This is a genomic window from Mariniflexile sp. HMF6888, from assembly GCF_044335535.1.
In the GTDB taxonomy this organism is placed as follows: domain Bacteria; phylum Bacteroidota; class Bacteroidia; order Flavobacteriales; family Flavobacteriaceae; genus Mariniflexile.
This window is the reverse complement of sequence record NZ_JBIQVZ010000001.1, coordinates 323,101-343,369: the sequence shown is the minus strand read 5'-3', so window position 1 is coordinate 343,369 and position 20,269 is coordinate 323,101. Positions and strand designations below refer to the sequence as shown.

The 20,269-nt window shown below is 34.9% G+C and carries 34 protein-coding genes; all 34 read left to right on the top strand.

Annotated features, from left to right (window positions below):
• Positions 1-120 precede the first annotated feature (120 nt).
• The gene (gene rpsL, locus ACGLWY_RS01705) at positions 121-534 is read left to right on the top strand and encodes a 30S ribosomal protein S12 (protein WP_106659416.1); all 414 of its coding nucleotides are present in this window, start codon (positions 121-123) and stop codon (positions 532-534) included.
• A gap of 22 nt (positions 535-556) precedes the next feature.
• On the top strand, positions 557-1,033 hold the full coding sequence (gene rpsG / locus ACGLWY_RS01700) for a 30S ribosomal protein S7 (RefSeq protein WP_117172458.1): 477 nt from the start codon (positions 557-559) through the stop codon (positions 1,031-1,033).
• Between the two features lie 6 nt (positions 1,034-1,039).
• On the top strand, positions 1,040-3,166 hold the full coding sequence (fusA, locus tag ACGLWY_RS01695) for an elongation factor G (RefSeq protein ID WP_396617942.1): 2,127 nt from the start codon (positions 1,040-1,042) through the stop codon (positions 3,164-3,166).
• A gap of 11 nt (positions 3,167-3,177) precedes the next feature.
• Positions 3,178-3,483, top strand: coding sequence for a 30S ribosomal protein S10 (rpsJ, locus tag ACGLWY_RS01690; RefSeq protein WP_111309258.1), 306 nt, complete (start codon positions 3,178-3,180; stop codon positions 3,481-3,483).
• A 194-nt stretch (positions 3,484-3,677) separates the two neighbouring features.
• On the top strand, positions 3,678-4,295 hold the full coding sequence (gene rplC / locus ACGLWY_RS01685) for a 50S ribosomal protein L3 (RefSeq protein ID WP_396617941.1): 618 nt from the start codon (positions 3,678-3,680) through the stop codon (positions 4,293-4,295).
• A complete protein-coding gene (gene rplD, locus ACGLWY_RS01680; protein ID WP_396617940.1) occupies positions 4,295-4,924 on the top strand; it encodes a 50S ribosomal protein L4 in 630 nt (209 codons plus the stop codon). Before rplC ends, rplD begins: the two co-directional genes overlap by 1 nt.
• A 5-nt stretch (positions 4,925-4,929) precedes the next feature.
• Positions 4,930-5,220, top strand: a complete 291-nt coding sequence (rplW, locus tag ACGLWY_RS01675; RefSeq protein WP_396617939.1) for a 50S ribosomal protein L23 — start codon at positions 4,930-4,932, stop codon at positions 5,218-5,220.
• A gap of 10 nt (positions 5,221-5,230) precedes the next feature.
• Positions 5,231-6,055 carry a 50S ribosomal protein L2 gene (gene rplB / locus ACGLWY_RS01670; RefSeq protein WP_117172453.1) on the top strand — a complete coding sequence of 275 codons (825 nt, stop codon included), beginning with the start codon at positions 5,231-5,233 and terminating at the stop codon, positions 6,053-6,055.
• Between the two features lie 3 nt (positions 6,056-6,058).
• Complete coding sequence (gene rpsS / locus ACGLWY_RS01665; RefSeq protein ID WP_117172452.1) at positions 6,059-6,337, top strand: 30S ribosomal protein S19; 279 nt, start codon at positions 6,059-6,061, stop codon at positions 6,335-6,337.
• 6 nt (positions 6,338-6,343) lie between these two features.
• The gene (rplV, locus tag ACGLWY_RS01660) at positions 6,344-6,751 is read left to right on the top strand and encodes a 50S ribosomal protein L22 (protein WP_117172451.1); all 408 of its coding nucleotides are present in this window, start codon (positions 6,344-6,346) and stop codon (positions 6,749-6,751) included.
• Between the two features lie 9 nt (positions 6,752-6,760).
• On the top strand, positions 6,761-7,489 hold the full coding sequence (gene rpsC / locus ACGLWY_RS01655) for a 30S ribosomal protein S3 (RefSeq protein WP_396617938.1): 729 nt from the start codon (positions 6,761-6,763) through the stop codon (positions 7,487-7,489).
• Positions 7,490-7,510: 21 nt separating this feature from the next.
• Positions 7,511-7,930 (top strand): 50S ribosomal protein L16, encoded by a 420-nt coding sequence (gene rplP / locus ACGLWY_RS01650; protein ID WP_117172449.1) that lies wholly within the window; start codon positions 7,511-7,513, stop codon positions 7,928-7,930.
• A 13-nt stretch (positions 7,931-7,943) separates the two neighbouring features.
• Positions 7,944-8,135, top strand: coding sequence for a 50S ribosomal protein L29 (rpmC, locus tag ACGLWY_RS01645; RefSeq protein WP_117172448.1), 192 nt, complete (start codon positions 7,944-7,946; stop codon positions 8,133-8,135).
• Positions 8,136-8,147: 12 nt separating this feature from the next.
• Positions 8,148-8,405, top strand: coding sequence for a 30S ribosomal protein S17 (rpsQ, locus tag ACGLWY_RS01640; RefSeq protein WP_117172447.1), 258 nt, complete (start codon positions 8,148-8,150; stop codon positions 8,403-8,405).
• Between the two features lie 2 nt (positions 8,406-8,407).
• Complete coding sequence (rplN, locus tag ACGLWY_RS01635) at positions 8,408-8,776, top strand: 50S ribosomal protein L14 (RefSeq protein ID WP_100610627.1); 369 nt, start codon at positions 8,408-8,410, stop codon at positions 8,774-8,776.
• Positions 8,777-8,790: 14 nt separating this feature from the next.
• Entirely contained in the window at positions 8,791-9,102 is a 312-nt protein-coding gene (rplX, locus tag ACGLWY_RS01630) for a 50S ribosomal protein L24 (protein WP_396617937.1), read from the top strand.
• A gap of 2 nt (positions 9,103-9,104) precedes the next feature.
• Positions 9,105-9,656, top strand: a complete 552-nt coding sequence (gene rplE / locus ACGLWY_RS01625; RefSeq protein ID WP_117172445.1) for a 50S ribosomal protein L5 — start codon at positions 9,105-9,107, stop codon at positions 9,654-9,656.
• A gap of 3 nt (positions 9,657-9,659) precedes the next feature.
• Positions 9,660-9,929 (top strand): 30S ribosomal protein S14, encoded by a 270-nt coding sequence (gene rpsN / locus ACGLWY_RS01620; RefSeq protein ID WP_117172444.1) that lies wholly within the window; start codon positions 9,660-9,662, stop codon positions 9,927-9,929.
• Positions 9,930-9,997: 68 nt separating this feature from the next.
• Positions 9,998-10,396, top strand: coding sequence for a 30S ribosomal protein S8 (gene rpsH / locus ACGLWY_RS01615; protein WP_117172443.1), 399 nt, complete (start codon positions 9,998-10,000; stop codon positions 10,394-10,396).
• Between the two features lie 11 nt (positions 10,397-10,407).
• The gene (gene rplF, locus ACGLWY_RS01610) at positions 10,408-10,950 is read left to right on the top strand and encodes a 50S ribosomal protein L6 (RefSeq protein WP_117172442.1); all 543 of its coding nucleotides are present in this window, start codon (positions 10,408-10,410) and stop codon (positions 10,948-10,950) included.
• Positions 10,951-10,960: 10 nt separating this feature from the next.
• Positions 10,961-11,317 (top strand): 50S ribosomal protein L18, encoded by a 357-nt coding sequence (rplR, locus tag ACGLWY_RS01605; protein WP_117172441.1) that lies wholly within the window; start codon positions 10,961-10,963, stop codon positions 11,315-11,317.
• A 6-nt stretch (positions 11,318-11,323) separates the two neighbouring features.
• A complete protein-coding gene (gene rpsE, locus ACGLWY_RS01600) occupies positions 11,324-11,848 on the top strand; it encodes a 30S ribosomal protein S5 (RefSeq protein WP_117172440.1) in 525 nt (174 codons plus the stop codon).
• 11 nt (positions 11,849-11,859) lie between these two features.
• Positions 11,860-12,042, top strand: coding sequence for a 50S ribosomal protein L30 (rpmD, locus tag ACGLWY_RS01595; RefSeq protein ID WP_117172439.1), 183 nt, complete (start codon positions 11,860-11,862; stop codon positions 12,040-12,042).
• Between the two features lie 14 nt (positions 12,043-12,056).
• Positions 12,057-12,509, top strand: coding sequence for a 50S ribosomal protein L15 (rplO, locus tag ACGLWY_RS01590; protein ID WP_396617936.1), 453 nt, complete (start codon positions 12,057-12,059; stop codon positions 12,507-12,509).
• A gap of 15 nt (positions 12,510-12,524) precedes the next feature.
• Complete coding sequence (secY, locus tag ACGLWY_RS01585; protein WP_396617935.1) at positions 12,525-13,871, top strand: preprotein translocase subunit SecY; 1,347 nt, start codon at positions 12,525-12,527, stop codon at positions 13,869-13,871.
• A 9-nt stretch (positions 13,872-13,880) separates the two neighbouring features.
• Entirely contained in the window at positions 13,881-14,096 is a 216-nt protein-coding gene (gene infA / locus ACGLWY_RS01580; protein WP_028289261.1) for a translation initiation factor IF-1, read from the top strand.
• A 3-nt stretch (positions 14,097-14,099) separates the two neighbouring features.
• Positions 14,100-14,216, top strand: a complete 117-nt coding sequence (gene ykgO / locus ACGLWY_RS01575; protein ID WP_074961360.1) for a type B 50S ribosomal protein L36 — start codon at positions 14,100-14,102, stop codon at positions 14,214-14,216.
• 2 nt (positions 14,217-14,218) lie between these two features.
• A complete protein-coding gene (rpsM, locus tag ACGLWY_RS01570; RefSeq protein WP_117172436.1) occupies positions 14,219-14,593 on the top strand; it encodes a 30S ribosomal protein S13 in 375 nt (124 codons plus the stop codon).
• Positions 14,594-14,694: 101 nt separating this feature from the next.
• Complete coding sequence (gene rpsK, locus ACGLWY_RS01565; protein WP_157207443.1) at positions 14,695-15,087, top strand: 30S ribosomal protein S11; 393 nt, start codon at positions 14,695-14,697, stop codon at positions 15,085-15,087.
• Between the two features lie 179 nt (positions 15,088-15,266).
• On the top strand, positions 15,267-15,872 hold the full coding sequence (rpsD, locus tag ACGLWY_RS01560) for a 30S ribosomal protein S4 (RefSeq protein WP_396617934.1): 606 nt from the start codon (positions 15,267-15,269) through the stop codon (positions 15,870-15,872).
• A 94-nt stretch (positions 15,873-15,966) separates the two neighbouring features.
• Positions 15,967-16,959: a DNA-directed RNA polymerase subunit alpha gene (locus ACGLWY_RS01555; RefSeq protein ID WP_117172433.1), complete on the top strand. Its 993-nt coding sequence runs from the start codon at positions 15,967-15,969 to the stop codon at positions 16,957-16,959.
• Between the two features lie 141 nt (positions 16,960-17,100).
• Positions 17,101-17,577 carry a 50S ribosomal protein L17 gene (gene rplQ, locus ACGLWY_RS01550; RefSeq protein ID WP_396617933.1) on the top strand — a complete coding sequence of 159 codons (477 nt, stop codon included), beginning with the start codon at positions 17,101-17,103 and terminating at the stop codon, positions 17,575-17,577.
• A gap of 112 nt (positions 17,578-17,689) precedes the next feature.
• Entirely contained in the window at positions 17,690-18,796 is a 1,107-nt protein-coding gene (carA, locus tag ACGLWY_RS01545) for a glutamine-hydrolyzing carbamoyl-phosphate synthase small subunit (RefSeq protein WP_396617932.1), read from the top strand.
• A gap of 152 nt (positions 18,797-18,948) precedes the next feature.
• Entirely contained in the window at positions 18,949-20,241 is a 1,293-nt protein-coding gene (gene eno / locus ACGLWY_RS01540) for a phosphopyruvate hydratase (RefSeq protein WP_396617931.1), read from the top strand.
• The last annotated feature ends 28 nt before the right edge of the window (positions 20,242-20,269 follow it).

Genomic DNA, 20,269 nt, shown 5'->3' with positions numbered 1-20,269 from the left:
CTAATAAAAAAATATCATAAATGATATGAAAATTAATGAATTAGGATTTGAATTTTACATTTTAATTTCTACCTTTGCAGCCCTCTTAAAAGAGGATTTTTAAATTTATATATAATATATATGCCAACAATTTCACAATTAGTACGAATAGGAAGAGCCAAAATAACCAAGAAGAGTAAATCGGCTGCTTTAGATTCGTGTCCACAAAGACGTGGGGTTTGTACGCGTGTTTACACAACAACACCTAAAAAGCCAAACTCAGCAATGCGTAAAGTTGCAAGGGTAAGGTTAACAAATGGTAATGAGGTAAATGCATACATCCCAGGTGAAGGTCACAATCTACAAGAGCACTCGATAGTATTGGTTAGAGGAGGGAGAGTAAAAGATTTACCAGGAGTTAGATATCACATCGTTCGTGGTGCCCTAGACACAGCAGGTGTTGCAGGTAGAACACAACGTAGATCTAAGTATGGAGCTAAACGTCCAAAACCAGGACAAGCAGCTGCAGCTCCAGCAAAAGGTAAGAAAAAGTAATTAAAACTTTTAAGAAGAAGACATGAGAAAAAGAGCAGCAAAAAAGAGACCGCTTTTACCAGATCCACGTTTTAACGACCAGTTAGTAACTCGTTTCGTTAATATGATGATGTGGGACGGAAAGAAGTCTGTGGCTTTTAAAGTATTTTACGATGCGATTGATATTGTAGAGTCGAAAAAAACAAACGAAGAAAAAACAGCTTTAGAAACTTGGAAAGATGCTTTGTCTAACGTTATGCCTCACGTAGAAGTACGTAGTCGTCGCGTTGGTGGTGCAACATTCCAAATTCCAATGCAAATTCGTCCAGATCGTAAAGTTTCAACAGCAATGAAATGGCTAATTAGCTATTCTCGTAAAAGAAACGAAAAATCTATGGCACAACGTTTAGCTTCAGAAATTTTAGCAGCAGCTAAAGAAGAAGGAGCAGCGGTTAAGAAAAGAGTTGATACTCACAAAATGGCAGAAGCTAATAAAGCATTCTCTCACTTTAGATTTTAATACGACATGGCAAGAGATTTAAAATATACAAGAAATATAGGTATTGCTGCTCATATTGATGCTGGTAAAACAACAACAACAGAGCGTATACTTTATTATACAGGAGTTTCCCATAAAATTGGTGAAGTACATGATGGAGCTGCAACTATGGACTGGATGGAGCAAGAGCAAGAGCGTGGTATTACTATCACATCTGCTGCAACAACTTGTGAATGGAAATTTCCATTAGAAAATGCAGAGCCAACTCCGGATACTATGGACTATCATTTCAATATCATTGATACTCCTGGTCACGTTGATTTTACCGTAGAAGTTAACCGTTCATTACGTGTATTGGATGGATTAGTATTTTTATTTAGTGCAGTTGATGGTGTAGAACCACAATCTGAAACTAACTGGAGATTAGCTGATAATTACAAAGTGCCACGTATTGGTTTCGTAAATAAAATGGACCGTCAGGGTGCTAACTTTATGGAAGTGTGCCAGCAGGTAAAAGACATGTTAAAATCTAACGCAGTGCCAATCGTTTTAAATATTGGTGATGAGATCGATTTTAAAGGTATTGTTGATTTAGTAAAGAACAGAGCTATTGTATGGCATGACGAAACTCAAGGGGCAACTTTTGATGTTATTGAAATACCGGAAGAGCTTAAAGCAGATGCAAAATTACTTCGTGGAAAACTTATAGAAGAAGTTGCCGCTTATGATGAAAATTTGCTTGAAAAATATATGGAAGATGAAGATTCTATTACAGAAGAAGAAGTGCACGCTGCACTTAGAGCTGCTGTAATGGATATGTCAATCATTCCTATGATTTGTGGTTCTTCATTTAAAAATAAAGGGGTGCAGTTCCTATTAGATGCTGTATGTCGTTATTTGCCTTCTCCAATGGATAAGGAGGGTATCATAGGTATTAATCCTGATACTGAAAAAGAAGAACTTCGTAAGCCAGATGTAAAGGAGCCTTTTGCTGCTTTAGCATTTAAAATTGCTACCGATCCTTATGTTGGTCGTTTAGCATTCTTCCGTGCATATTCTGGTCGTTTAGATGCAGGTTCTTATGTGTTGAATAACCGTTCAGGAAATAAAGAACGTATTTCACGTATTTATCAAATGCATGCTAATAAGCAAAATGCTATTGATTATATTGAAGCAGGAGATATAGGAGCAGCAGTAGGATTTAAAGATATTAAAACTGGTGATACACTTTCAGCTGAAAAAAGCCCTATTGTTTTGGAAAGTATGAACTTCCCTGACCCAGTAATTGGTATTGCTGTAGAGCCTAAAACCAAAGCAGATGTTGATAAATTAGGTATGTCTTTAGCTAAATTAGCTGAAGAAGATCCAACGTTTACAGTTAGAACTGATGAAGCATCAGGACAAACGATTATCTCTGGTATGGGTGAGCTTCACTTAGATATTATTGTTGACCGTTTACGTCGCGAATTTAAGGTTGAAGTAAACCAAGGTGCACCACAAGTAGAATACAAAGAAGCTATTACACGTAAAGCTGAACATAGAGAAGTTTACAAAAAACAATCTGGTGGTCGTGGTAAATTTGCTGATATCGTATTTACACTTGAGCCAGCTGAAGAAGGTAAAACAGGGCTAGAGTTTATATCTGCAATTAAAGGTGGTAACGTTCCTAAAGAGTTTATCCCTTCCATTGAAAAAGGATTTAAAATGGCTATGCAAAACGGGCCTTTAGCAGGATACGAAGTTGATGCTATGAAAGTAACATTAACTGATGGTTCTTACCATGATGTGGATTCTGATCAATTATCATTCGAATTAGCTGCAAAATTAGGATTTAAAGCTGCTGCAAAAGCTGCAAAAGCTGTAATTATGGAGCCTATTATGAAACTAGAGGTCATTACTCCAGAAGAAAACATGGGTGATATTGTTGGTGATTTAAACAGACGTCGCGGACAAGTAAATGATATGGGTGACAGAGCAGGAGCAAAAACTGTAAAAGCACATGTGCCATTATCAGAAATGTTTGGTTATGTAACTACATTAAGAACATTGTCATCAGGTCGTGCAACATCAACTATGGAATTTTCACATTATGCTGAAACCCCTTCAAATATATCTGAAGCCGTTATTAAAGCAGCAAAAGGCGTTGAAGCTTAAAATCTAAGAAAATGAGTCAAAAAATCAGAATAAAATTAAAGTCTTACGATCACAATTTGGTAGACAAGTCTGCTGATAAGATTGTAAAAACAGTAAAAAGTACAGGTGCGGTGGTTACAGGTCCAATTCCATTACCAACAAACAAGAAAATTTTCACTGTATTACGTTCTCCACACGTAAATAAAAAGGCTAGGGAACAATTTCAATTAAGCTCTTACAAGAGATTATTGGATATCTATTCTTCGTCTTCAAAAACGATTGACGCTTTAATGAAACTTGAATTACCAAGTGGTGTTGAAGTAGAAATAAAAGTTTAGTTAATTCAGAATTCAAAATTTTGAATTCAGAATTAAAAAAAAATGTCCTTAACGATGGTTAAGGAAAAACGGTAAAATACAATTCAAGGCTGAAATGTATTTTCAGCCTTGAGTTTTAAGAAAGGACAAGTCGCGACTTGTCCATATCAACAATAAAGGGTAAGTCGCGAATTACTCATAAATAAATAATAAATATGTCTGGGTTAATTGGAAAAAAAATCGGTATGACCAGCATTTTCGATGAAAATGGAAAAAACATTCCATGTACAGTAATCGAAGCTGGACCATGTATCGTTACCCAAGTCAGAACTGAAGAAGTTGATGGTTATAAAGCCGTTCAACTTGGTTTCGATGACGCGACAGAAAAAAGTGCTACTAAAGCTGACTTAGGTCACGCTAAAAAAGCAGGGACTTCTGTAAAACGCAAAATCGTTGAATTCAAAGGTTTTGATAAGGAGTACAAATTAGGTGATGCAATCACTGTAGAGCACTTTGTAGAAGGTGAGTTTGTTGATGTTTCTGGAATATCAAAAGGAAAAGGTTTCCAAGGTGTTGTAAAGCGTCATGGATTTGGTGGAGTTGGTCAAGCAACACATGGTCAGCATAACCGTTTAAGAGCCCCTGGTTCTATCGGTGCTGCTTCGTATCCTGCAAGAGTTTTTAAAGGAATTCGTATGGCGGGAAGAATGGGTACAGACTCAGTAAAAGTTGAAAATTTAAGAGTTTTAAAAGTAGTAGCGGATAAAAATCTACTCGTTGTTAAAGGTTGTGTACCTGGGCATAAAAACTCTTATGTAATTATTAGAAAATAATGAAAGTAGCAGTTTTAGATATAAACGGAAAAGATACAGGAAGAAAGGCAGACCTTTCTCAAGATGTATTTGCTATTGAGCCTAATAATCACGCAGTATATTTGGATGTTAAACAGTATTTAGCAAACCAAAGACAAGGAACTCACAAGGCGAAAGAACGTGCTGAGATTTCTGGAAGTACTCGTAAGATTAAAAAGCAAAAAGGAACTGGTACCGCGAGAGCTGGTAGTATTAAGTCTGGAGTTTTCAAAGGTGGTGGTCGTATGTTCGGTCCAAGACCAAGAAGTTACAGCTTCAAACTTAACAAAAACGTTAAACGTTTAGCACGTAAATCGGCCTTAAGTATAAAAGCAGGAGAGCAATCCATTGTAGTATTGGAAGACTTTAATTTTGATACAGCAAATACTAAGAATTTTACAGCTATTTTAAAGGCTTTAAACTTAGAAAACAAAAAATCTCTGTTTGTGTTGGGTGGGTCAAATAATAATGTATATTTGTCGTCACGCAATTTAAAAGGCTCAGAAGTTATAACTTCTTCAGAATTAAATACTTACAAGATTTTAAATGCTAGTCAAGTAGTGCTTTTAGAAGGAGCTTTAGAAGGAATTGAAACAAATTTAAGTAAATAGAAACCATGAGTATCTTAATTAAACCTATAATCACAGAAAAAGCGACAGCAAATAGCGAGTTGAGAAACTGCTATACTTTTGCGGTGAATACAAAGGCGAACAAGGTAGAAATCAAAAAAGCGGTGGAAGCTGTTTATGGTGTTTCTGTTGAAAAAGTTCGTACTATAAATGTCCGTCCAGAAAGAAGAACTCGTTATACAAAAACGGGTATTCAACATGGTAAAACAAATGCTGTTAAAAAAGCAATTGTACAACTGGCGGAAGGTGAAATGATTGATTTATACAGTAACATGTAATTAAAGACTAATGTCAGTAAGAAAATTAAAACCAATCACACCAGGACAGCGATTTAGAGTAGTAAATGGATTTGACGCCATTACTACTGATAAGCCGGAAAAGAGTTTACTCGTTCCGAACAAAAGGTCTGGTGGTAGAAACAGTCAAGGAAAAATGACCATGCGCTATATAGGTGGAGGTCATAAAAGAAAGTATCGTATTATCGATTTCAAACGTAACAAAGCTGGTATCCCTGCTGAAGTTAAGTCTATTGAATACGATCCAAACAGAACCGCTTTTATCGCATTATTGAATTATCAAGATGGCGAAAAAAGATATATCATTGCACAAAACGGTTTACAAGTAGGTCAAACTGTAGTTTCAGGAGAGAATGTTGCTCCAGAAATTGGAAATGCAATGCCACTTAGTCAAATTCCATTAGGAACTATTATTTCTTGTGTAGAGTTACGTCCAGGTCAAGGAGCTATTATGGCTCGTAGTGCTGGTGCTTTTGCTCAGTTAATGGCAAGAGATGGTAAGTTTGCAACTATTAAATTGCCTTCTGGTGAAACAAGATTAATTCTTGTTAACTGCTTAGCAACTATAGGTGTTGTATCTAACTCGGACCACCAATTGTTAGTGTCTGGTAAAGCAGGTAGAACAAGATGGTTAGGAAGACGTCCACGTACAAGACCAGTAGTAATGAACCCTGTTGATCACCCTATGGGAGGTGGTGAAGGTAAATCTTCTGGAGGACACCCACGTTCTAGAAACGGTATTCCAGCTAAAGGTTATAGAACACGTTCTAAAAAGAATGCAAGTAATAAATATATTGTAGAACGTAGAAAGAAATAAGACATGGCAAGATCATTAAAAAAAGGACCGTTCGTTCATTATAAATTAGAGAAAAAAGTGGCTGATAATGTTGAGGCTAACAAAAAAACCGTAATCAAAACGTGGTCTAGAGCCTCTATGATTACTCCGGATTTTGTTGGACAAACTATCGCAGTTCACAATGGCCGTCAATTTGTACCAGTGTATGTAACTGAAAACATGGTAGGTCATAAATTAGGAGAATTTTCACCAACACGTTCATTCCGTGGACATGCAGGTGCTAAAAACAAAGGTAAAAAGTAGTAAGCTATGGGAAGTCGTAAAAAACAAATGGCAGACGCTATTAAGGAAGGAAATAAGCTAGTTGCTTTTGCTAAACTTAATAATTGTCCTACGTCACCGAGAAAAATGCGTTTAGTAGCCGATTTAGTAAGAGGTGAAAAAGTAGAAAAAGCACTTAATATCTTGAAGTTCAATCAAAAAGAAGCTTCGTCTAAATTAGAGAAATTGCTTTTATCGGCAATTGCCAACTGGCAATCTAAAAACGAAGAAGCTAGCATTGAAGATGCAGAGTTGATTGTAAAAGAAATTAGAGTTGATGGAGGAGCAATGTTAAAAAGATTGCGTCCAGCACCACAAGGTCGTGCACACAGAATTAGAAAACGTTCAAACCACGTAACAATCGTAGTTGGAGCTAACAATAACACACAAAGCTAAGATAGAAGTATGGGACAAAAAACAAATCCAATCGGAAATCGCTTAGGTATTATCAGAGGATGGGAATCTAACTGGTACGGAGGTAATGATTATGGAGACAAGCTTGCCGAAGACGATAAGATTAGAAAATACGTACACGTACGTTTAGCTAAAGCTAGTGTAAGTAGAGTAATTATTGAAAGAACTCTTAAACTTGTAACCGTTACTATCACAACGGCTCGCCCAGGTATCATTATTGGTAAAGGCGGTCAAGAGGTAGACAAGTTAAAAGAAGAACTTAAGAAAATTACTGGAAAAGAAGTTCAGATTAATATTTTTGAAATCAAAAGACCTGAACTTGATGCATTTTTAGTAGGATCTAGCATTGCACGTCAAATTGAAAATAGAATTTCATATAGACGCGCTATAAAAATGGCTATTGCTGCTACAATGCGTATGAACGCTGAAGGAATTAAAGTTCAAATTAGTGGTCGTTTAAATGGTGCTGAAATGGCACGTTCAGAGCACTACAAAGAAGGACGTATTCCTTTATCAACCTTTAGAGCCGATATTGATTACTCACTTGTTGAGGCACACACTACTTATGGTAGATTAGGTGTGAAAGTGTGGATTATGAAAGGTGAAGTATATGGTAAAAGAGAACTTTCTCCGCTAGTTGGATTATCCAAAAAGCAAGGAAAGGCAGGTGCAGGAGCACCACGTGGAGGAAATAATTCTAAACCACGTCGTAGAAAGTAATTTTTTATAAAGTAAAGAGAAATGTTACAGCCTAAAAGAACAAAATTTCGTAAGCAACAAAAAGGACGTATGAAAGGTCTTTCTCAAAGAGGACACCAACTTTCAAACGGTACTTTTGGTATAAAATCACTCGAATCTGAGTTTTTAACATCGCGACAAATAGAAGCTGCACGTATTGCTGCTACACGTTACATGAAAAGAGAAGGTCAACTTTGGATTAAAATATTTCCAGACAAGCCAATAACAAAGAAACCTCTTGAAGTACGTATGGGTAAAGGTAAAGGTGCTGTTGAGTATTGGGTAGCGGTTGTTAAACCTGGAAGAATGCTTTTTGAAGTAGGAGGAGTATCGTTAGACATCGCTAAAGAAGCGTTACGTTTAGCAGCTCAAAAACTACCAGTTAAAACTAAGTTTATAATTGCTCGCGATTACGAAGCATAATTTATTTGATATTATGAAACAATCAGAAATTAAAGAATTATCAGTAGCCGAGTTACAAGAGAAACTTGGTGAAATAAAAAAGAGTTATTCAGACCTAAAATTAGCTCATGCAATATCTCCTTTAGAAAATCCAATCCAGTTACGTAACGTAAGACGTTCAGTAGCTAGAATTGCGACAGAATTAACTAAAAGAGAATTACAATAATTCTGCTACAAGATGGAAACAAGAAATTTAAGAAAAGAACGTATAGGAGTTGTTACTAGTAACAAAATGCAAAAATCAATAGTTGTTGCAGAGGTTAAAAAAGTAAAACACCCTATGTATGGTAAGTTCGTGTTAAAAACAAAAAAATACGTTGCACACGACGAAACAAACGATTGTAACATTGGTGATACTGTAAGAATCATGGAGACAAGACCTTTAAGTAAATCTAAATGTTGGAGATTAGTTGAAATCATAGAAAGAGCTAAATAATTATGGTACAGCAAGAATCAAGATTAAAAGTAGCAGATAACACTGGAGCAAAGGAAGTTTTAACTATCCGTGTTTTAGGTGGTACTAAAAGAAGATACGCATCTGTAGGAGACAAAATTGTTGTTTCTATAAAAGACGCAACACCTAATGGAAACATTAAAAAAGGTGCTGTATCTACAGCAGTTGTAGTACGTACTGTAAAAGAAGTAAGAAGACCAGATGGATCTTATATTAGATTCGACGACAACGCATGTGTGCTTTTAAATGCTCAAGGAGAGATGAGAGGAACACGCGTATTTGGTCCTGTTGCTAGAGAACTTCGTGATAAACAATTCATGAAAATTGTATCATTAGCACCTGAAGTGCTTTAATACATTAATTTAAGATGACAAAGCTTAAAATAAAAACTGGAGATACTGTAAAAGTAATTGCTGGAGACCACAAAGGTGCTGAAGGTAAAGTACAAAAAGTATTAATAGACAAGAACAAAGCGATTGTTGAGGGTATTAACTTGGTTAAGAAACATACTAAACCAAGTGCTAAAAACCCTCAAGGAGGAATCGTTGAAAAAGAAGCTCCTATTCATATTTCAAACTTATCGTTGTTAACTTCTAAAGGAGAAACAACTAGAATTGGATTCAGAATAGAAGGCGATAAAAAAGTAAGATTTTCAACAAAATCTAATGAAGTAATATAGTTATGGCATATTCACCGAGACTTAAAGAAGAGTATAAAAGCAGAGTAATTGCAGCTCTTACAGACGAATTTGGATATAAAAATGTAATGCAAGTTCCTAAACTAAAAAAGATAGTAATATCTAAAGGTGTTGGAGCTGCAGTTGCAGACAAAAAGTTAATTGACTACGCAGTAGAAGAATTAACTACAATATCTGGACAAAAAGCTATAGCAACAATTTCTAAAAAAGACGTTGCATCTTTCAAATTACGTAAAGGTATGCCAATTGGGGCAAAAGTGACTTTACGTGGAGAGAGAATGTATGAGTTTTTAGATCGTTTAGTTACTTCTGCACTTCCACGTGTAAGAGATTTTAACGGAATAAAAGCTACAGGATTTGACGGACGTGGTAACTACAATTTAGGAGTTACTGAACAAATTATATTCCCAGAGATTAATATTGATAAAGTTAATAAAATCTCAGGTATGGATATTACATTTGTAACTTCTGCTGAAACTGATAAAGAAGCAAAATCATTATTAACCGAATTAGGATTACCTTTTCAAAAGAACTAAGTTATGGCTAAAGAATCAATGAAAGCCCGCGAGGTAAAAAGAGCTAAAACAGTAGCTAAATATGCTGAGAAACGTAAAGCTTTAAAAGAAGCTGGAGATTATGAAGCATTGCAAAAGTTACCAAAAAATGCTTCTCCTATTCGTATGCATAATAGATGTAAATTAACAGGAAGACCTAGAGGATATATGAGAACATTTGGAATTTCTCGTGTAACTTTTAGAGAAATGGCCAATAACGGTCTTATTCCTGGAGTTAGAAAAGCAAGTTGGTAATATTATTTAAATAATCAGATTTAAGGTTCAACATAGGTTGAAAACCAAAATCACAAAATCAATTCATTATGTACACAGATCCAATTGCGGATTATTTGACAAGAATTAGAAATGCAGTGCGTGCTAACCACAGAGTGGTTGAGATACCAGCATCTAATCTTAAAAAAGACATTACTAAAATATTATTCGAACAAGGATATATTTTAAGTTACAAGTTTGATGATTCTTCAGTACAAGGTACTATTAAAATAGCACTTAAGTACAATAAGGAAACTAAAGAGCCTGTAATAAAACAGATTCAAAGAATAAGTAAACCAGGTTTACGTAAATACGCAAGTTCAAAAGAACTTCCTAGAATTCTTAATGGTTTAGGCATTGCCATCGTTTCTACTTCTCATGGAGTAATGACAGGTAAACAAGCTAAAAGGGATAATGTAGGTGGAGAAGTATTGTGTTACGTTTACTAAAAAGATAAGATATGTCAAGAATAGGTAATAACCCAGTAGTAATTCCAGAAGGCGTTACAGTTGATATAAAGGACGGAGTAGTTACAGTAAAAGGTAAATTAGGAGAATTAACTCAAAATTACGATTCTGTAAATATTAAAGTTGAAGATGGAAATGTTTTAGTAACACGTTCTTCTGATTCTAAAGATCAAAAAGCTAAGCATGGTTTATATAGATCATTAATGCTTAACATGATTGAAGGCGTTTCTAAAGGATGGACTAAAGAATTAGAATTAGTAGGGGTAGGATACAGAGCTAGCAACCAAGGTCAGAAATTGGAATTAGCTTTAGGTTTCTCTCATGCTATAGTTATGAGTTTGGCTCCAGAAGTTAAAGTTGAAACAGTTTCAGAAAAAGGTAAAAACCCAATCATTAAACTAACATCTCACGATAAACAACTTGTTGGACAAGTTGCTGCAAAAATTCGTGGATTTAGAAGACCAGAACCTTACAAAGGTAAAGGTATCAAGTTTGTTGGTGAGGTATTAAGAAGAAAAGCAGGTAAATCAGCTTAATAAGTAAGTTATGGCATTGACAAAATACGAAAGAAGAATAAGAATTAAAAGCAGAATACGCAAGATAGTTTCTGGTACAGAAGCTAGACCTAGATTAACTGTTTTTAGAAGCAATAAAGAAATTTATGCTCAAGTTGTAGATGACGTAACTGGTGTAACAATCAGTGCAGCATCTTCAAGAGATAAAGATATTAGTTCTGCAAAAGCAACTAAAATTGAAGTAGCTAAATTAGTAGGTAAGGCGCTTGCTGAAAAAGCTTTAAAAGCAGGTGTAGAGACTATCGCTTTTGATAGAGGTGGTTATTTATATCATGGTAGAGTAAAATCATTAGCTGAAGGAGCTAGAGAAGCAGGACTTAAATTCTAAGAAATTATGTATCGTAAATATAAAAGCGCAGAATTAGTAAAACCAGGTGGATTAGATCTTAAAGATCGTTTGGTTGGTGTACAAAGAGTTACAAAAGTAACTAAAGGTGGTAGAGCATTTGGTTTCTCAGCAATTGTTGTAGTTGGTGATGAAGCCGGAGTTGTAGGACAAGGTTTAGGAAAATCTAAAGACGTTGCTAGTGCAATTGCAAAAGCGGTTGAAGATGCTAAGAAAAACCTAGTTCGTATTCCTTTAAAAGGAAAAACTTTACCGCATGAGCAAAAAGGTAAATTTGGTGGAGCAAGAGTAAATATTATTCCTGCTGCTCAAGGAACAGGTGTTATTGCTGGTGGTGCTGTAAGAACAGTGCTTGAGGCAGTTGGTGTACATGATGTATTATCTAAATCTCAAGGATCATCAAATCCTCATAACGTTGTAAAGGCAACTTTTGATGCTTTATTACAATTAAGAGATGCCAATACCATTGCTCGAGATAGAGGTATTTCACTTGAACAAGTATTTAAAGCTTAATACAGACAGAGATGGCAAAAATTAAAGTAACAAAAGTTAAAAGCGCAATCAATTGTCCGCTAAGACAAAAACGAGTATTAATATCTCTAGGTCTTAAAAAGATCGGTCAGGTAAAAGAGCACGAAGCTACATCAAGTATTCTTGGTATGGTAAGTAAAGTAAATCACTTAGTTTCTGTTGAAGAAATTAAATAATAATATACTGAAAAATGGATTTAAGTAATTTAAAACCTGCAGAAGGTTCAGTTAAAAATCAAGGAAAAAGAATAGGACGCGGACAAGGTTCTGGTAAAGGTGGTACGGCAACCCGTGGTCACAAAGGTGCCAAATCCCGTTCTGGTTATTCTAAGAAAATAGGATTTGAAGGAGGTCAAATGCCACTTCAAAGACGTGTTCCTAAATTTGGTTTTACTAACGTTAACCGTGTAGAATATCAAGGTATTAATCTAGATACTTTACAACAATTAGCTGACGATAAAAAAGTTAGTGATACCGTAGATTTTGAAGTGTTATTCACTAACCGTTTAATTGGGAAAAACGACCTAGTTAAAATATTGGGTAGAGGTGAGTTGAAATCAAAATTAAAAGTATCAGCACATAAATTTACTGCTTCAGCAAAAGCTGCTATTGAAGCTGCTGGAGGAGAAGCTGTAACGTTATAAGACCTTATTGTAAGTATGAAATTTATAGAATCGTTAAAGAATGTTTGGAAAATAGAAGAACTAAGAAACAGAATCATAGTTACGCTTGGTCTGTTATTGGTTTACCGTTTTGGTGCTCAAGTAGTACTGCCAGGTATTGATGCTGCCCAATTAGAGGGTTTAGCCGATAGTACAGATGGTGGTTTATTAGGGTTACTTAATGCCTTTACAGGTGGTGCTTTTGCAAATGCTTCGGTTTTTGCATTGGGTATCATGCCATACATTTCAGCTTCTATTGTTGTTCAGTTAATGGGAATCGCAATTCCTTATTTACAAAAACTGCAAAAGGAAGGTGCTAGTGGTCAAAAGAAAATTAATCAAATTACACGTTGGTTGACTATTGCAATCTGTTTGTTACAAGCACCGGGTTATTTAGCTAGTTTACCTGCATTGGGAATACCTACAAGTGCATTTTTATTAGGCACAGGACCATTATTCTATTTCTCTTCAGTTACTATTTTAGTAACAGGTTGTATCTTTGCGATGTGGTTAGGAGAGAAAATTACCGATAAAGGTATTGGTAATGGTATTTCCTTATTAATTATGGTGGGTATTATAGCAAGATTACCTGCATCTTTTATTCAAAATGCTGCTACAAGATTGGAAGGCAACAACGTTATGCTTATTCTTTTTGAATTGGTATTATGGTTCGCTATCATTCTTGGCTGTATCATGTTAGTAATGGCTGTTAGAAAAATTGCAGTACAATATGCAAGAAGAACTGCTTCAGGTGATTACGAAAAAAGCGCCATGGCAGGTTCTAGACAGTATATTCCATTAAAGCTTAATGCGTCTGGAGTCATGCCTATTATATTTGCACAGGCAATTATGTTTGTGCCGAGTTGGATTGGTGGCTCTTCACTTTTAAAAGAAACTACTTTTGGATCTTGGATGCAAACAAACTACGCAGATATTTTCGGATTGGCCTATAACATCACATTTGCTATATTAATTATAATATTCACATATTTTTATACAGCAATTACGGTGCCTACCAATAAAATGGCAGACGATTTAAAACGTAGTGGTGGTTTTATTCCTGGTATTCGTCCAGGTTCTGAAACTTCTGAATATTTAGATAAGATAATGTCTCAAATTACCTTACCGGGTTCTATATTTTTAGCATTCATTGCTGTGTTCCCAGCGTTAATAGTTAAAATTATGGGTGTTCAACAAGGATGGGCATTATTTTTTGGAGGCACTTCATTAATCATTTTAGTGGGTGTAGCTATAGATACTATGCAACAAGTAAACTCTTATTTGTTAAATAGACACTATGATGGCTTGATGAAAACAGGTAAAAATAGAAAAGCAGTAGCTTAATATTATACTATGGCAAAACAGGCAGCAATAGAACAAGATGGAACCATTATAGAAGCATTATCAAATGCGATGTTCCGTGTTGAATTAGAGAACGGTCACATTGTGACAGCACATATTTCCGGTAAAATGCGTATGCATTACATTAAATTATTGCCAGGAGATAAAGTGAAATTAGAAATGAGTCCTTATGATTTATCTAAGGCGAGAATAACTTATAGATACTAACAGATGAAAGTAAGAGCATCAGTAAAAAAAAGAAGTGCAGATTGTATAATCGTACGTAGAAAAGGTAGACTTTACGTGATAAACAAAAAGAATCCTAGATTTAAACAAAGACAAGGGTAATTATGGCAAGAATTGCAGGTGTAGACATACCAAAAAACAAAAGAGGAGTTATCGCTTTAACTTATATCTATGGAGTAGGTAGAAGTAGAGCTAAAGAAATATTAGCAGCAGCTAATGTTGATGAAAGTATTAAAGTTCAAGATTGGAACGACGACCAAATTAGTGGTATTCGTGAAGCTGTTGGTACTTTTACAATCGAAGGTGAATTACGTTCTGAAATCCAATTGAACATTAAACGTTTAATGGATATTGGATGTTACAGAGGAATTCGTCACAGATCGGGGCTTCCGTTAAGAGGGCAACGTACAAAAAACAACTCTAGAACTAGAAAAGGTAGAAGAAAAACTGTTGCTAACAAGAAAAAAGCAACTAAATAACAATTAGTCTTTAGTATTTAGACGTTGGAAGGAATCTGTTTGAAATTATAAAAGGTTTAGGATTCTAGCGACTATCAACTAATAACTGAAAACTATAAACAATGGCAAAAACAAATACAAAGAGTACTAAAAAACGTAAAGTTATAGTAGATTCTGTAGGAGAAGCTCATGTTAATGCTTCTTTCAATAACATTATTATTGCACTTACCAATAAAAAAGGAGATGTTATCTCATGGTCGTCTGCTGGTAAGATGGGATTTAGAGGTTCTAAGAAAAACACGCCTTATGCTGCACAATTAGCTGCTGAAGATGCTTCTGCTGTAGCTCTAGAAGCTGGTTTAAAGAAAGTAAAAGTATATGTTAAAGGACCAGGTAATGGTAGAGAATCTGCTATCCGTTCTATTCATAATGCAGGTATTGAAGTAACAGAAATTATTGATGTTACACCACTTCCACATAATGGGTGTCGTCCTCCAAAACGTAGAAGAGTATAAATTTTATACTTTAAAATAAAAATTAATATCAACTGTTTTTAAATGGTTGATATTAATTTTTTATGTGTAAATTTGCAAACTGAAAAAAATAATAACAAGTATTAAAAAGAGATCAACGATTATCGAAGGATAAGATTAAGACCTTAATTCATAATCACTCTTAAAAAAACAATTTTAAAATGGCAAGATATACTGGTCCTAAAACTAAAATAGCTCGTAAATTTGGCGAAGCTATATTTGGAGAAGATAAATCTTTTGAAAAAAGAAATTATCCTCCAGGTCAACACGGTAACGCAAGAAAACGTGGAAAAAGATCTGAATACGCAATCCAATTAATGGAAAAGCAAAAAGCAAAATATACTTATGGTATTTTAGAGCGTCAATTCAGAAACATATTTAAAAGTGCTAGAGCTGCTCAAGGTATTACAGGTGAGGTTTTATTACAACTTTGCGAATCTAGATTAGATAACGTAGTATATAGAATGGGAATTGCTCCTTCTAGAAGTGGCGCTAGACAATTAGTATCACACAGACACATTACTGTAAATGGAGAATTAGTAAATATTCCTTCATACCAATTGCAAGCAGGTGATGTTGTAGCTGTAAGAGAAAAATCTAAATCTCTTGAGTCTATCGAAAGATCTCTTTCAAACTCAAGTCATGTTTATGAATGGATTACTTGGAATGACGATACAAAACAAGGAACTTATGTTTCTGTTCCTGCAAGAATTCAAATTCCAGAAAGCATAAACGAACAATTCATCGTCGAATTATATTCTAAATAATAAATTAATCATATTGGTATTTGGCCAAAGGGTTTTTTAGTCTTCTTCAAACTTTTAAACCGCGCAACTAAATAACAATTAAAACGAAGAAAATATGGCAGTATTTAATTTTCAAAAGCCCGACAAAGTAATCATGATTGATTCAACAGATTTTGAAGGGAAATTTGAATTTCGCCCTTTAGAACCTGGTTATGGTTTAACAGTAGGTAACGCATTAAGAAGAGTTTTATTATCTTCTCTAGAAGGATTCGCAATTACATCAGTTAGAATAGAAGGTGTAGATCATGAATTTTCAGCAATTGCTGGAGTGGTTGAAGATGTTACTGAAATCATTTTAAATTTAAAACAAGCTCGTTTTAAAAGACAAATTGAAGATATTGATAATGAATCTATTTCTATTTCAATATCTGGTCAAGAACAAATTACAGCTGGTGATTTCCAAAAATTCATTTCTGGATTCCAAGTTTTAAATACAGAATTAGTAATCTGTAACTTAGATCCTAAAGTTAATTTCAACATGGAAATTACTATAGAAAAAGGTAGAGGCTATGTTCCTGCAGAAGAAAACAAAAAAGCTGCTGCACCAGTTGGAACTATCTTTACAGATTCTATATACACTCCAATAAAGAATGTTAAATATAGCATTGAAAACTATCGTGTTGAGCAAAAAACAGATTACGAAAAACTGGTTTTTGAAATCATTACCGATGGTTCAATCACACCTCAAGATGCATTAACCGAGGCTGCTAAAACATTAATTCACCACTTCATGTTATTCTCTGATGAGCGTATAACTTTAGAAGCCGATGAAATTGCACAAACCGAAACTTATGATGAAGAATCGCTTCACATGCGTCAGTTGCTTAAAACTAAGTTAATCGATATGGATTTATCTGTACGTGCACTTAACTGTTTAAAAGCTGCGGAAGTTGATACTTTAGGAGATTTGGTGTCTTTCAACAAAAATGACTTAATGAAATTCAGAAACTTTGGTAAAAAGTCTTTAACAGAGCTTGAAGAGCTTGTAAACGTTAAAGGTTTAAACTTCGGAATGGATTTGAGCAAATATAAATTAGATAAAGACTAGAAGATTTTAGATTTACGAATTACGATTTTAGAATTTTAAATATCGTAATTCATAAATCGTAATTCGTAAATAAAATTAACCCATCATAGTTTGCTCCCTTAAAAACAGGTATAGAAGCAAGATGATGATAACAACAATGTCATGAGACACGGAAAAAAAATAAATCATTTAAGTAGAAAAACTGCGCATAGAAAATCTATGTTGGCTAATATGGCTTGTTCTTTAATAGAACACAAGCGTATCAACACTACAGTTGCTAAAGCAAAAGCTTTAAAACAATTTGTAGAGCCCATGATTACTAAGTCTAAAGAAGATACAACACATAACAGACGTATTGTTATGGCGAAGTTAAGACAAAAGGATGCCGTAGCAGAATTATTTAGAGATGTTGCAGCTAAAGTTGCTAATCGTCCAGGAGGTTACACAAGAATTATTAAGCTTGGAAATCGTTTAGGTGATAATGCAGATATGGCAATGATTGAGCTTGTAGATTACAATGAGCTTTACAATGCTGGTAAGCCAGAGAAGAAAACAACACGTAGAAGCAGAAGAGGCGGATCAAAACCTGCAGATGCTCCGGTTGTTGAACCTAAGGCAACAAAAGAAGAGGAAGAATAAATGTTAATAAGCATTTAAAATATAAAGGATAAACTATTTTAGTTTATCCTTTTTTTTTAGCAATTTTGCAAAACTTTGTTCCCACACTGTCGGGAATCTCATATAAATCAGAATGAAATATCAAAAACGACAAAAGGCCATCATTCTTTTAGCAGATGGCACCATTTTTTACGGAAAAGCAGTAGGAAACAAACAAGGAACAGCATTCGGCGAAGTATGTTTCAATACTGGAATGACTGGTTACCAGGAAATTTTTACAGACCCATCTTACTTTGGTCAGTTAATGGTAACAACCAATGCACATATTGGAAATTATGGGGTTAATGATGAAGAAATAGAATCCGATTCTATTAAAATAGCTGGATTAATATGTAAAAATTTTAGTTACGATTATTCTCGTGAAGCAGCTGACGGTTCATTAGAGGATTTTTTAAATAAAAACAATCTTTTAGCTATATCGGATGTAGATACTCGAGCTTTGGTAAGCTATATAAGAGACAATGGTGCTATGAATGCTGTTATTTCTACAGATGTAGATAATATAGAAGGCCTTAAAAAGCAACTTGCCGACGTACCTAACATGGAAGGCTTGGAATTGGCATCAAAAGTGTCTACTAAAGAACCTTACTATTTTGGAGACGCTAATGCCACTTACAAAATAGCAGCCTTAGACATAGGTATAAAAAAGAACATCCTTCGCAACATAGCAAAAAGAGATGCTTATATAAAAGTGTTTCCTTATAACGCTAAGTTTGAAGATTTAGAGGCTTTTAAACCAGATGGCTACTTCTTATCTAACGGACCTGGAGATCCCCAACCTTTGGTAGAAGCGCAAACCTTAGCAAAAGAAATTATTAAAAGAGACTTACCATTATTTGGTATTTGTTTAGGACATCAAGTGATAGCCCTGGCAAATGGTGTTTCAACTTATAAAATGCACAATGGACACCGCGGAATTAACCACCCGGTAAAAAATATAAACACAGGAAAAGGTGAAATAACGTCTCAAAATCATGGTTTTGCCGTGAATAGAGAAGAAGCGGAAGCACATGCAGATTTACAAGTGACACATGTGCATTTGAATGACCACACGGTTGCAGGATTAGCTATGAAAAGCAAAAATTGTTTTTCTGTACAATACCATCCAGAAGCTAGCCCAGGCCCACATGATTCGTCATACCTTTTTGACCAGTTTATAGAGAATATAAAAAATAAGTAGTACGAAATCCTCAAAAATATATAATTTTTTTTTGAGGATTTTGTTTACTAAAACGTTATAGACGCTTTTTTGAATATTTCTGAAAGAACATCTCAAAATAAACAAGATTTAAGCGTAAATTTGAAATATTAAAAGTTTAAAAATAACCAATTATGAGTGTAATAATTAATATCCATGCTAGACAAATTTTAGATTCTAGAGGGAATCCTACTGTTGAAGTAGATGTTGTAACCGAAAATGATATTTTAGGAAGAGCTGCAGTACCATCTGGAGCATCAACAGGAGAACATGAAGCTGTAGAACTACGCGATGGTGGTAAAGCATATATGGGTAAAGGTGTTTTAAAAGCTGTAGATAATGTAAATTCTATTATCGCTCCAGAATTATTGGGCGTTTCAGTTTTTGAACAAAATTTAATCGATCAAATTATGATTGATTTAGATGGTACCAAAAATAAATCAAAATTAGGAGCTAATGCTATTTTAGGTGTTTCTTTAGCGGTTGCAAAAGCAGCAGCAAACGAACTTAACATGCCTTTATATCGTTATGTTGGTGGGGTTTCTGCCAACACACTTCCCGTACCAATGATGAACATCATCAACGGTGGTTCGCATAGTGATGCGCCTATTGCATTTCAAGAGTTTATGATTATGCCTGTTAAAGCTAAAAGCTTTACACACGCTATGCAAATGGGAACTGAGATTTTCCATAATCTAAAAAAAGTATTACACGACAGAGGTTTAAGTACTGCAGTAGGTGATGAAGGTGGTTTTGCACCAACTTTAGCCGGAGGTACCGAAGATGCTTTAGATTCTATTAAAGTTGCTGTTGAGAAAGCGGGATATACTTTTGGAGGTGACATCATGATTGCTTTAGATTGTGCTGCGGCAGAGTTTTATGTAAACGGAAAATATGATTACACCAAGTTTGAAGGCGAAACAGGTAAAGTAAGAACATCGGCTGAACAAGCTGAGTATTTAGCGGAATTAGCTGCTAAATACCCAATCATCTCTATTGAAGATGGTATGGATGAAAACGACTGGGAAGGATGGAAATTACTAACCGATAAAATTGGTGATAAAGTACAATTGGTAGGAGACGATTTATTTGTAACCAATGTAGAGCGTTTGTCAAGAGGTATCGAGCAAGGTATTGCAAACTCCATATTAATTAAAGTAAACCAAATTGGTTCGTTAACCGAAACTATTGCAGCTGTAAATATGGCTAAAAATGCAGGTTACACATCTGTAATGTCACACCGTTCTGGTGAAACTGAAGATAATACGATAGCCGATTTAGCAGTAGCTTTAAACTGTGGTCAAATAAAAACTGGTTCTGCGTCTCGTAGTGACCGTATGGCTAAGTACAACCAATTACTTCGTATTGAAGAACAATTGGGTGAAGTAGCTTATTTTCCGCAGGAAAAAGCATTCAAAGTAAAATAAGAAAATTAATTTTTTTTAAAAAGCGGTT